The organism is Chryseomicrobium imtechense, assembly GCF_041475995.1.
In the GTDB taxonomy this organism is placed as follows: domain Bacteria; phylum Bacillota; class Bacilli; order Bacillales_A; family Planococcaceae; genus Chryseomicrobium; species Chryseomicrobium aureum.
Map to the genome: position 1 here is coordinate 64735 of NZ_JBGOBM010000010.1, position 12014 is coordinate 76748.

Sequence of the window (12014 nt, forward strand, 5' to 3'; positions counted from 1 at the left end):
TAGATGTGGAGAACGCCGGCATACACCAATTTGGGTGTATGCCGGTTTTTTGTTTGCGAACTGAGCGGTCGTTCTTCTACCGAAACCATACTTTCTTCTACCGAAACTGAGATTTATTCTACCCAAATCCACATTTCTTCTACCGAAGTCATATTATGGAAACTAATTCGCAAGTCAAACCCTTAATTTCTTAAAATCTTACTAGTAACGGATTGGGTAGCTAAAGGTTTTGTGCCCTGATCGAGCGACTTTGTGCCCGAAGTCGTTTTATTGAAACTAATTTGCCAAGCTCAAGCTGCTTACTCCCCAGCTCGCCTTTCTAGCGAAACATATCCAGCATGATCGAGCTTGCCATGAAAAATCGTTAAATTCTTTTTGGGCGGAATCAAGTAGACGTGATCGGCTTCTACTTTCATTCCGGCTTCTGCGAGCAAGACCGGCATTTTTGTATAGCGGGCGAGTAATTCATCCATTAAAATTTTAAAGTCAGGGGACAAGTGCTGCACAACGATATACGCCATTCCCGTTGAGGATGGAAGTTTTCGAAAAAATTGTTCAAGTGCCTCTAACCCACCAGCAGATGCGCCAATACCAATGTAATACTCCGGTACATGTGTCATCGTCTTTCCTCCATCTCTCCTATAGGTCTAAACGTCTTTGTTCGCTGTGTCGCGTATTTCCGTTCGATGTGCGTAAATATTACTTAAAATTGCTTTGATAACCGCGTAAGTTGGGATAGCTAAAATAATTCCCCAAAGACCCGCTAAACTTCCTGCAGACAAGATAATTGTGATGACTGTCAATGGGTGGATGTCCAAAGATTTCCCCATGACGTTCGGTGTAATCAAGTTACTTTCAATCTGTTGTGCCACCAACATAACAATTGCCACTAAAACCGCTTGAAAAGGATCTTCGATAAATGCAATCACCATAGCTGGAATAACAGCTAAATATGGACCTAAGAATGGAATAACATTCGTCAGCATTCCAAATAGAGCAAGCAATAGAGAGTACTCTAATCCGATAATCAAGTATCCGATGTACAGCATAACTCCTACTAAAAAACTAACAAGTAACTGACCTTGTATGTATGTTTTCAATGTTTCATCAATGTCCGCTAGCGTTTTGCGAATCCATGTCTTGCGCTCACCTTTGAAGAACTTTGCAACAAACGGTGCAAAGCGTTCATGATCTTTCAACATATAAATTAGGAAAAACGGAACTAAGACAAGCATAAAGATTCCTTGGAACAAGCTTTGGAAGAAGTTGATTAGTACGGATCCACCCATAACTGCAAATTCGTTCACACGACCAATTGCTTCTTGAATAGAGTCTTGCATATTTTCAGGGAGTCGATCACGTTGATCTAACAAATAGGCCGCCATATTCTCTACTTCCCGTATAATAACAGGTGTGTTTTCTACTAATTGATTCACCTGTTTTGTAAGTGGAGGAGCGACTACAGCAACAAATGCAGAGATCGCACCTACAAGTAAAAGCAGAACAATCGAGATAGATCCCCAACGAGGGACTTTACGCTTTTCTAAAAATTTGACTAACGGGCGCATCAGATAGAATAATACGCCACCTAATAAGGCAGGTATGAAAATTGTGCTAAGGACAATAAACAGCGGACTGAATATCGCTTGCACCTCTATTACCATTCGAATAATCAGAAGCGTCAAAAGAATCGCGACGCCTACTTGGAACCAAAGCTTTTTTGTCATTCCATCTACTCCTTTGGTGGTTTTGGGTCCACTTTATCAATATCTTGTTTTAATAAGATAAAGCCAATGACTGCAGATACTAAAGATGCACCCATCGTAATGAGTACTTTGTTTTGAAAAGTTACGTCCGGATGATCACGTAAGATTAAGACAGAGAAAAATGCAGAAATCACCATGATTGGAACGAGCCATTTCACTTTTTTCATGCGTTCTCCTCCCAATCATCGCCTGCGACTTCTTGCACAGTTCGTTCGACTTCAGCGCGCGTCATCTTCTCGCGACCGGACTTCATCGCATCTAATGTTTTATGCGCAAACGTCAGTGGCAATTGACAGAACAAGCGGATACTCCTTTTTGAGATATCCTCCATATACGCATCCGCCTTCGCAAGGTTCCCTTCTGCATAAGAAAACATATCCGCTCGCGTCCATTCTTTCGGAAAATAACCTACTCCACGTTCAGAATCTTCTTCTTGATTGCGCAAAATATTCACGGCTTGTAGGCCACGTCCGTAACCAATGGCAAGGTCACGGTCTGTACGGATCCCGGAATCCCATTCCCATAAATCCGATAACATGACCCCTACAAGACCTGCGACGTAGTACGTGTAATCGTCTAAATCTTCATGTGTTTCGACTTTCCATTCTTTTAGTGCCCATTTGGCCATACCTTCTGCCATTTCAGCTGTTGCCAGTTGCATTCGCATCCGAGCTCCTGCTGGGCAGTAGTCGATCCAATCTCCCAGACGGCGTGTCACTTCTGGCATCAAAGGTAGAATGGGTTGTAGTACTTGTTGATAAGCCACGTCATCAAACGGCCCTTCTAATAAGGCAGCAGTTTTCATCAAGATATCTGCCTTTAGCTCTTTCGGAATCTCTTCATGGTCTTCAATTTCATCAATTGCCCGCATACATAAATAAGCGGATGCAACTGCTTTTTTTAAATCACGTTGTAAAAAGGTAATCGGTATGTAAAATGTGCGGCTCGTCTCTTTTAAGACACGCATCGCATCACGTGTACTAGTCAAGTGAATCCTCCGTTCTATATCCTTCATCTCTTTCATTGTACCAAAAAACCTCCCCAGACGGAGAGGTCAGCCTAGGTAGCGCTGCTCAAATTGTTGAACGGGCAGTGGATGCGAAAAATAAAAGCCCTGCCCTTTTGTACACCCGTTTTGCAATAAGAATTCGGCTTGCTCTTCACGCTCAATTCCTTCTGCGACCAGTTCAAATCCAAGATTTCTACCCATTTCAATAATTGTTTTAACTAGGGTAGCTTGTCCTTTGTTAGCGGGTACTTCTTTAATAAACGACTTATCGATCTTGATAAAATCAATCGGTAACTGATTCAAAATACCGAGCGATGAATACCCTGTCCCAAAGTCATCAATGTAAATCCTCACACCAAGTTGACGGAGTTTAAACAAAATAGGAATTGCCGCATCAATATTTTGTACCATCCCTTCCGTTAATTCGATGCCTAACAGTTTTGGGGGAATGCCACTTTCAATCAGCATCAATTCCAATCGGTCCATAAAGTTCGACACTTCTAACTGTGCGCTCGATACATTTACTGCTATACGGAGTGGTGTTCCCGCTTTATCCCAAATGCTCACTTGGCGAATAGCCTGTTTTAATACCCATTCTCCTATCGCTACAATTTGGCCAGATTCTTCTGCAATCTGAATAAACTCTGCAGGTGAGATTTCTCCGAGTATCGGATGGTGCCAACGGATCAGTGCTTCAGCGCCTTGAATTTTATTGGAGACTAAAGACACTTTCGGCTGATAGTACAGCTCAAACTCTTGAAAATCAAGCGCCCGCTTCAAATCGTGTTCGATACGCAAGCGTCGTTTTTGTAGCTCTTCATTTTCCCGTACGTAGTATTGCACATTGTTTTTTCCTTTTCGCTTGGCTCTCTTAAGTGTTGCATTTGCTTTCGATAATAAGCTATCTACGTTTGTAGCATCCTCAGGGAAGCTTGCAACCCCCATACTTACACTAACAAATAACTCCTCTTGCTTCACAAGGAACGGGCTTTGAAAGGACTCCATAAACTGTTGGATTTTCAGTCCCATTGCTTCCCGGTCATAGAATGGATAAGCAATAATAAATTCATCTCCACCATAACGTGCCATCAATGTCTCTTGACCAAAATACATAGGGATTCGTTCTGCAATAAGTTGTAAAACTTCATCGCCTGTCTCGAAGCCCATCATTTCATTAATAAACTTTAATCGGTCTACATTGAAATAAAGAAGTGCAATTTGCTCTCCATCTTCTGCTCGTTCTAATTGCTGCTCTAACTGGCGATTAAAAAAGACTTGATTCGGTAGTTGCGTCAATGTATCTGTCATCGCAATTCGACGCATCGTTTCTTGCAGTTCAACTTCTTTCGTGAAATCAAATTTAACGCCGACAATTCGTATGACCTTCCCTGCATCATCTTTAATAGGTTCTCCAACAGAGCGAACGTGGGCAATTGATCCGTCTTTTTTGTGAAGACGCCACTCTGCTTCCGAGCGCTCGCCACTCAACAATCGATCAAATTGACGTTTCACGATATGCTTGTCAGCCTCTACAGCATGGGTATACCAAATCTGGTAATCTTCATCTATTTCTTCCTCTGAATAGCCAAACAATTGCACAATACCTGTAGATACTCTTAGTTTTTTGGTCGCTACATCTATGCTCCAAATCCAAGCACTTGAATTAAAATAAAGTGCATCCAGTTCTGTTTGAACTTTTTCTAGTTCGGCCTGTTTACCTTCCAAGTCGTAATAGGTCAGAACCTTCTCTTTTGACAAGCGATTTCGGGAAGACACCAACCACCCAATCACCACTCCAATTGCCCCTGCCCCTGCAACATCTAATGCGATGTGATACGTAGGAAGATCCGCTCCAAAAAAAGAATAGAAAAAGGCAGCAACAGACAAAATAAGACCAAACATCACCATCGAGAATCGGGTCGTCATTCGTTTGCCACCGCCTTTTTGCGTTTAGCTTCAGTTTACCGGATTGTTATGAAATTGGGTAGTGGGAATAGCGTACAACCCATTCAGAATCTTTTTGTAAAAGTGCGAGTCCAACATAGCCTTGTTTTAACAGCTGTTGTTGGCGTTTTATGTCTGCCATCGGGATGTCTTCGAAAAAGGCTTCCTCCACTTTGTTCTGGAAATCTTTTAAAAATACATAGCGCATCTTCCCGCCGTATTTTTCTTTCAATGCGATAATGTGCATGCCGAGTGAAAATTTGTCTTTTAAACTGGGAATATTAAAAGGTGCAACCGTCGCACAAACGTAGCGGTACGGAGTAGTGGTAAGTTGCTCCATCCACCACTCTCCCATCTGGCGCTGTAGACCAAATCCTTGTACGTCTGGATCAACTAATGAGATTTCAGAATAAATCACTTGGGGCCACAACTCATTGGGAATGTGTGCATCGAGTGCTAAGTGTTCCGGGTCATTTGGTGGTGGTACTAAAAAGGCCCGTGCTGCGACTAATTTTTCAGATTCCCACACACCTGCAAATAACTTTTGTTCAATAATCGTATTTATTTCATCCGTGGTGAGCTTTTGCAGTCTCGACGGATCATCTAAGGACTGCGCTACTTTTTCTTGCAATTCATACAGGGCATCTCGATCTTGATTTCCCAAGAGTCTCATAACACCTTTTTTATCACCTAGTGATATCATGGCGCAATGACCGTTTGGTGACGTACTGTTAACTCCTCAAGCACCGACTCGTCTACATCGACGCCAAGGCCTGCTTGGTCATTTAGTGCAATAAACGGAACGTCATAGTGGAGATTGCCAATATCTTTTGAGAATTTTAATGGGCCAGTCAGTTCTACACTAGAGAAAATCTTTTTAGCAAAGGCCACATGGAAACCAGCTGCTGACCCCACTGAAGACTCGACCATCGAGCCAATCTGACAATCAATCCCTGCCATCTCCGCCATATGCGCGAGTTTCATCGCTGGATAAATCCCTCCGCACTTCATGAGTTTAATGTTCGCTTTGTGTGCTGCGCCTAGCTTAATAACTTGCAACATTTCCCGCTTGTATTTGAGCCCTTCATCAATCATCAATGGAATAGCAGACTTTGACTTGATCTCTACCATTCCGTCTAGGTCATCCGCTTTTACAGGTTGCTCTAACCAATCAATGCCTAGGTCTTTCATCTGTTCAATAGCTTGCAATGTGGACGACGCATTGACCCATCCTTGATTCACGTCTACGCGAATGGCGATATCAGGTCCCACTTCATTACGTACAGCACGAATGCGCGCGACATCACTTGTCACATCACGCCCCACTTTCATTTTAAATGAGGAATACCCTTGTTCCATTCGCTCACGAGCTTCTTGTGCCATTGCTTCTGGCTCACCGATACTTAGCACATGTGTAATAGGGAAACGTTCATGGAAACGTCCGCCTAGTAAATCATAAACGGGTACACCTAGTTTTTTACCGACAACGTCATAACACGCAATATCCAGTGCAGCTTTTGCAGCAGGTGCTTGATAGACGATGGCATCCATCTTGTCATGAAGCGTCTCAAAGTGCATCGGATTGTGGCCAATCAGAGCTGGTGCCAAGGAGTGTTGAAGAAGTGCGAATGTGCTCTCCCAAGATTCACCCGTCACATGATCATCCGCAACAGCTTCTCCGTAGCCCACAATCCCTTCATCTGTAGTAATTTTCACGATAATCGATGGCATATCATCATACGTGTGATAACTCACAATAAACGGACTGATGAGTGGCAGTCGAATAGCATAGAGGTCAATTTGAGTAATTTTCATAACAATCATCCTTTACAAAAAGAGTTGGGTTGTTTATAGTTGTCGTTAAATAGTCGTTATATAAAAAGAAAGGGGTCTTTTCATGGCATTTGCAATCGGCATTGTCAGTTCTGAGTTATTTGTTCCAAGAATTCAGGAGGTATCTTCAGAATTTTCTGATGTTCACTTTTATTATTATACGTATAAACAAGCCTCCGACGCAAGAGAGATTGCCCAAACGATGCGTGAAGTAGATGCTATCTTTTTTGCCGGAACGTTTCCGTACTACCACGCTAAACCTATTATTGAAGAACGAGGTATTCCCGTCTATGTGATGCGCCAAGATGAAGCGGTCATTACGGCGTCTCTGTTACAAGCGAGCTGGACTTATCAAGTTTCGTCTGATGAAATTTCAATTGATGTGACGGAGCCACAACTAGTTCATGAAATAATCGGAGAAATTTCTCCTTCGCACCCTGTTGGCCCCGTGCTGCAAATCACGCCGGAAATGCCTTTATCAGCAATCGTTCAATTTCACACACGCGCGCAAACGAGTGGTCGCGCAAAAGTCGCTGTTACGAGCATACATGCGGTGCATGAAGAACTCTCAAGCAGAGGAATGCCTTCTCTGTTCATGCATGAATTGCGTCGCACATTGTCACGAGCACTTGCACAAACAGCGTATCTTGCACGACTAGCCAAAAGCCAAAAAGCAGAGCCAGCGGTCTTACTTGCTCGTCATTCCGGAAACGATCCACATTTTACAACAATGCTTCGTCAGTATCTCCAAAGTCCTTGGTTTTCCTACGACGCGGATACAGCTCAATTCATTACGACACGTAAGCATGTCGATTATGTCATCGGCCTTTCCGAGTTTCGTGAGTACCTTGAAACTTCTGGAGCACAGACCGGAATCGGCTATGGACTCGATATTCTTTCTGCCACAAAACACGCAGAAGACGCGCTTGATTACAGTGGACCTGGCGAAATTTTCATGATGGATGCCCAAAAGAACTTATCCAGTCCGATCTCTTCCGCACGCATTTCGTTGAAGCTCACGGAACCGAATCAAGTGCAACTTGCCAAACGAATGGGACTGAGTCCTGCAAACTTATCCAAACTTCTCAGATTCCATGCGATTCATCCATCAAATCAATTTACAGCGCAAGATCTCGAAAACCATTTACAAGTCACGCGTCGCTCCACGGAACGAATCATCAAAAAATGTGTAGATCATGGCCTTATTATAGCTAGCGGTGAGGAAATGACATACCAACAAGGACGACCTCGTACAATTTACACGTTTACACTACCTGATTACCTTAGTTGAGAGAAAATCCGACCCACTAGTGGGCCGGATTTTTTATGCGCTTTGAACCGCGACTTGTTGTTGGATTTTGACAATTGTAAATCCAGTAAATGCATACAAGATCGAAATTACTGGAACAACAAAGTTTAATACTGCGTAAGGTGCGTATTCAAATGCACCAACGCCTAGTGTTCCAAGTATGAACACACCACACGTATTCCATGGGAAGAAAACGGATGTCAATGTTCCACCGTCTTCAAGCGCACGAGACAAGTTACGTGAATCGAGACCCTTCTCTTCGTATGAATCTGCAAACATACGTGCCGGAACAACAATCGATATATATTGCTCAGAACATGTTGCATTCGTTGTGACTGCAGCAGCAATCGTAGCCGCAATAAGAGATCCGGTCGATTTCGCCAGACGAAGAATGTGCGACATGATAGATTGAAGCATTCCTGAATATTCAAGAATCCCACCAAACGTCATCGCAACAATCGTCATGGATACTGTATACATCATGGAATCAAGACCACCACGGTTGAACAAATCATCTACGAGTTCGTTCCCGCTATCAATCACATAACCTGCTTGCAGTGCCGAAACTGCACCAGCTAAAGATCCACCTTGCACAAAAATTTGAGCGAGAACACCGAGCACAATTCCAACAATCAGCGCTGGAATAGCTGGTACTTTTAGAGCGACCAATACAATAACCGCTAAAGGAATCAAGAGTAACCAAGCGGAGATATCAAACTGCTGATTCAATTCGATAATCGTTTGATTGATCGCCTGTTGGTCAATTGCTCCGTCTGCAAAATTCTGACCAAGTACCCAGTACACCGCAAGAGCAATCAAAATTCCCGGAATCGTTGTAAACAACATGTGTCGAATATGTACAAAGAGATCAGTTCCAGTCAGTCCAGAAGCCAAGTTCGTCGTATCGGAAAGCGGAGACATTTTATCTCCGAAATAAGCACCAGAAATAACTGCACCTGCAATCATCGGTGCAGGAATCCCCATACTAAGACCAATTCCCATACCGGCTACACCGATCGTTCCCATCGTTGACCACGAACTACCGATCGCAAGCGCTACGACCGCACAGATGAGTGTAATCGTGACAAGGAAAAACGCCGGTGAAATAATTTTCAGCCCGAAGTAAATCATCGTAGCAACGACGCCACTACCAATCCAAGCCCCAATTGTAAGCCCTACCAAAATAATGATGACGACAGCTGGGAGCGCTAAGCGAATCCCTTTATACATCATCTCTTCGATTTCTTTCCACTTAAAGCCATGTTTCCATGCTACTAATGCAGCTATGGATGTTCCAATAATCAATGGAATATGCGGTCCTTGTTCGAGGACAACAATCGTGTAAAACATCACAAGAATCATGAGAAATAGAGGAAGAACAGCCCATCCCAGTGCCATTTCCTTTTTCTCGATTGTTGGTTTTTCCATTTCAACACCCCTTATGTCGGTAATATGTCGGTAATGGAGTAATCATACGAGTGTGACAGAATTTTGTCAATAGAAAATATGCAGAAAAAAGGTCCCTGTTTCGTGAATTCAGGGACCTCCTTTCTAACTCTATTTTGTTGCGTGACGGAGGACTTGCGCTAGTACACGCGAAGCTTCCGGTAAAATTGATGTATCAAACGACATGTCCGGATGATGCAAGCCGTGTGTCATACCAGCACCCACACCAATCATAGCTGCTTTCAAGTCAGGGCGTCGCACCGTATAGCAATGGAAATCGTCGCTTCCCGACGTGTGGACTTCTGGTTCTAAGGCCTCGTCTCCAACTGAGTCAAGTATTCCTTCGCGCGCTAGATTAGCTGCTTCATCTGCGACCTCTGCTCCTGGTGTAATGTCTTGCCATTCCCAGTCAATCGTCACGTCAAATTGTTGTCCGACTGCACGTAACTTGCGCTCGAGTTGCTCTTTCATCTGATGCAGCACCTCATTTTTTTGTGCCCTCGCATCAATAGCGAAAGATGCTTGCCCTGGAATGATGTTTAAACTCTCTCCACCGGCATGAATATTTGTCAGTTTTACAGAGTACGACTCGAATGGAGAATAGTAAATCGTATTCAGCATCTGATGAATCGCTACGATGACATCAATCGCATTTTTCCCTTGATGCGGTCGTGCACCGTGCGCATCCACACCATGTATCTTTCCTTTCAAGAACATCGCGGCCCCATGATGGATGGCTGGTGAAAACTTACCGAAGTCTAGCTCTTCTGCAGGTCGCAAGTGCACACCAAAAAGATGCGTTACGCCGTCTACAGCACCGCGATCGATCATCGCATTCGCTCCGTTCCCTTTTTCTTCTGCCGGCTGGAAAATGAACCGGATTGTTTTTTGGAAGTCTTCATCTTTGAGTTCTGCGAGCGCACCCAGCACCATCGCCATATTGGCATCGTGACCACAGGAATGATTGGCTTGAAAGGCGCCGTTCACTTCCTGCCACAAAGCATCGATGTCCGCTCGGATAGCAATGACCTCCTCCCCCTGGCCGATTTCTGCAACAAGTCCTGTCACATCGTCGAAGGTTTGATAGCGAACACCAAGCTCGTCCATGATCTGCGCAAGCTTGTTCGTCGTTTTGATTTCCTTCCAGCTGACCTCAGCATGTGTGTGAAAGTGTGTGTACCACTCTAAAATCTGTTGTACTCTTGTCATCGTGCTCCCCCTTTTTGTATCGCTCTCTATCCGTGCTATACTAGTACTGATGATAATTTGAAATGGAGGACTTTTCAATGGCGAAAACAGGTTACTTTTTAATGGAATCTGGCGACAAGCTAGAATTCGAACTATTTCCAAACGAAGCACCAAACACAGTAGCAAACTTTGAACAACTTGCAAACTCAGGATTCTACGATGGTGTCATCTTCCACCGCGTTATCCCAGGTTTCGTTTCACAAGGTGGCGACCCAACTGGTACAGGTATGGGCGGCAGCGGCAAAACAATTAAATGCGAAACAGAAGGCAACCCACATAAGCATGAGCCAGGCAGCCTTTCTATGGCACACGCTGGCCGTGATACAGGGTCAAGCCAATTCTTCATCGTGCATGAGTCACAACCACACTTAGATGGCGTCCACACAGTGTTCGGCAAATTAACGTCTGGCGTGGATGTTGCACGCAATATGTCGAATGGCGACAAAATGAAAGAAGTACGCGTTCACGCTTAATTTTAGATGTGGAGAACGCCACTCTAGAAACTCCGGCATACACCGATTTGGTGTGTGTCGGAGTTTTTTTGTTAGCTAAGTAGTCGTTTGTGAATAATTGGAATCAACTTCCAAAAGGTACCTGGTACCCGCACAATTCCAACACAATTTATGAAAATGTAGAAATCAACGCAGGAATGCGGGTTCACAATGCATACTTAGTGAATAGTCATGAATATCAGAATAGTTTGTGGGACAGGTACCTAAAAAAACCACTTTATTAATCACCGTATCAATTTCCGGCTGGAAGTAAGGAACTATTTCTTTCGTTTGGACAGCAGACAATAATTCTATGTAGTTGCGATCAATATCAGAATAAGAAGGGTCCGCACCATTTTCTAGAGCAAATTTTTTCCATGCCAAATTTGTCGCATAAATCTTGCCGTCTGGGTGTATAAGCGCCAGGTTCTCTTGAAACGAGTCGAGCAACACTTGATCCATAATCCCCCCTCCTTTTGTCTCATTATACGATGATTTCCAACATATTTACTATTTTTAAGAAAATAAAAATAGCTCCCTCAGCATGAATGAATTCATGAGAAAGAGCTAGGTTCGATTAATTTGGATATGATGTGTGTTCACGGTTGAAAAGTACAAATCCTTCCTTGTCTGAGTCTAGTAGACAACGTCGTGCAATCAGTTGGTGTGCAGAATCGAGGTCAATCCTCACTTCATCAATCTTGCGCTGTTTCAGACCTTCTAACCCTACTGATAATTCCTCCACTTGCCGTGATGTTGTCAATGTAAAGATATTCTCTCCAGTAAATAGCGGCGCTGTTTCCACTTGATTTAAGTGGTAAAGATCCCATTCAGGATTTGTGTATAGTATCGTGCCGTCCGGGTCTACAATTGCCGCTTGATCCATTAGCACTTCCATAAAATTTTGAATAAAAAATCCGATTTTCTCCATTGCGTTCACTCCTGCCAGACCCTTATGTTGCGGAGGG

Annotated in this window: 13 protein-coding genes; 2 read left to right on the forward strand and 11 right to left on the reverse strand. The window is 43.6% G+C overall.

All coding sequences use genetic code 11. The features are described 5' to 3' along the window. Window positions 1-299 precede the first annotated feature (299 nt). The 7 genes from AB5N96_RS10365 to AB5N96_RS10395 all read right to left on the reverse strand — a co-directional run bounded on the left by AB5N96_RS10365 (window position 300) and on the right by AB5N96_RS10395 (window position 6534). Window positions 300-620, reverse strand: coding sequence for a chemotaxis protein CheB (locus AB5N96_RS10365; RefSeq protein ID WP_499705468.1), 321 nt, complete (start codon window positions 618-620; stop codon window positions 300-302). A gap of 27 nt (window positions 621-647) precedes the next feature. After that, window positions 648-1727 (reverse strand): AI-2E family transporter, encoded by a 1080-nt coding sequence (locus tag AB5N96_RS10370; RefSeq protein WP_499705469.1) that lies wholly within the window; start codon window positions 1725-1727, stop codon window positions 648-650. A 5-nt stretch (window positions 1728-1732) separates the two neighbouring features. Continuing rightward, window positions 1733-1933, reverse strand: a complete 201-nt coding sequence (locus AB5N96_RS10375; protein WP_204589885.1) for a hypothetical protein — start codon at window positions 1931-1933, stop codon at window positions 1733-1735. Beyond that, window positions 1930-2733 carry a squalene/phytoene synthase family protein gene (locus AB5N96_RS10380; protein ID WP_499705479.1) on the reverse strand — a complete coding sequence of 268 codons (804 nt, stop codon included), beginning with the start codon at window positions 2731-2733 and terminating at the stop codon, window positions 1930-1932. Before AB5N96_RS10380 ends, AB5N96_RS10375 begins: the two co-directional genes overlap by 4 nt. An 87-nt stretch (window positions 2734-2820) precedes the next feature. Then, the gene (locus AB5N96_RS10385; RefSeq protein WP_499705470.1) at window positions 2821-4701 is read right to left on the reverse strand and encodes a putative bifunctional diguanylate cyclase/phosphodiesterase; all 1881 of its coding nucleotides are present in this window, start codon (window positions 4699-4701) and stop codon (window positions 2821-2823) included. Between the two features lie 46 nt (window positions 4702-4747). Continuing rightward, window positions 4748-5383: a hypothetical protein gene (locus tag AB5N96_RS10390; RefSeq protein WP_392455079.1), complete on the reverse strand. Its 636-nt coding sequence runs from the start codon at window positions 5381-5383 to the stop codon at window positions 4748-4750. Window positions 5384-5418: 35 nt separating this feature from the next. Next, window positions 5419-6534 (reverse strand): mandelate racemase/muconate lactonizing enzyme family protein, encoded by a 1116-nt coding sequence (locus tag AB5N96_RS10395; RefSeq protein WP_204589882.1) that lies wholly within the window; start codon window positions 6532-6534, stop codon window positions 5419-5421. An 82-nt stretch (window positions 6535-6616) separates the two neighbouring features. On the opposite strand from AB5N96_RS10395, the gene AB5N96_RS10400 reads away from it, so the two are divergent. After that, window positions 6617-7843 carry a hypothetical protein gene (locus AB5N96_RS10400; protein ID WP_499705471.1) on the forward strand — a complete coding sequence of 409 codons (1227 nt, stop codon included), beginning with the start codon at window positions 6617-6619 and terminating at the stop codon, window positions 7841-7843. Between the two features lie 33 nt (window positions 7844-7876). Here AB5N96_RS10400 and nhaC read toward each other — a convergent pair whose 3' ends face one another. Together nhaC and AB5N96_RS10410 are read right to left on the reverse strand one after the other, a co-directional pair. Continuing rightward, entirely contained in the window at window positions 7877-9289 is a 1413-nt protein-coding gene (nhaC, locus tag AB5N96_RS10405) for a Na+/H+ antiporter NhaC (protein WP_204589880.1), read from the reverse strand. Between the two features lie 129 nt (window positions 9290-9418). Further along, window positions 9419-10516: an amidohydrolase gene (locus tag AB5N96_RS10410; protein ID WP_499705472.1), complete on the reverse strand. Its 1098-nt coding sequence runs from the start codon at window positions 10514-10516 to the stop codon at window positions 9419-9421. 77 nt (window positions 10517-10593) lie between these two features. On the opposite strand from AB5N96_RS10410, the gene AB5N96_RS10415 reads away from it, so the two are divergent. Then, window positions 10594-11028 carry a peptidylprolyl isomerase gene (locus AB5N96_RS10415; protein ID WP_204589878.1) on the forward strand — a complete coding sequence of 145 codons (435 nt, stop codon included), beginning with the start codon at window positions 10594-10596 and terminating at the stop codon, window positions 11026-11028. A 165-nt stretch (window positions 11029-11193) separates the two neighbouring features. On the opposite strand, the gene AB5N96_RS10420 is transcribed toward AB5N96_RS10415, so the two are convergent. Both AB5N96_RS10420 and AB5N96_RS10425 read right to left on the reverse strand, forming a co-directional pair. Beyond that, on the reverse strand, window positions 11194-11508 hold the full coding sequence (locus AB5N96_RS10420) for a hypothetical protein (RefSeq protein ID WP_392455085.1): 315 nt from the start codon (window positions 11506-11508) through the stop codon (window positions 11194-11196). 115 nt (window positions 11509-11623) lie between these two features. Next, a complete protein-coding gene (locus AB5N96_RS10425) occupies window positions 11624-11977 on the reverse strand; it encodes a hypothetical protein (protein ID WP_204589876.1) in 354 nt (117 codons plus the stop codon). Window positions 11978-12014 lie beyond the last annotated feature (37 nt).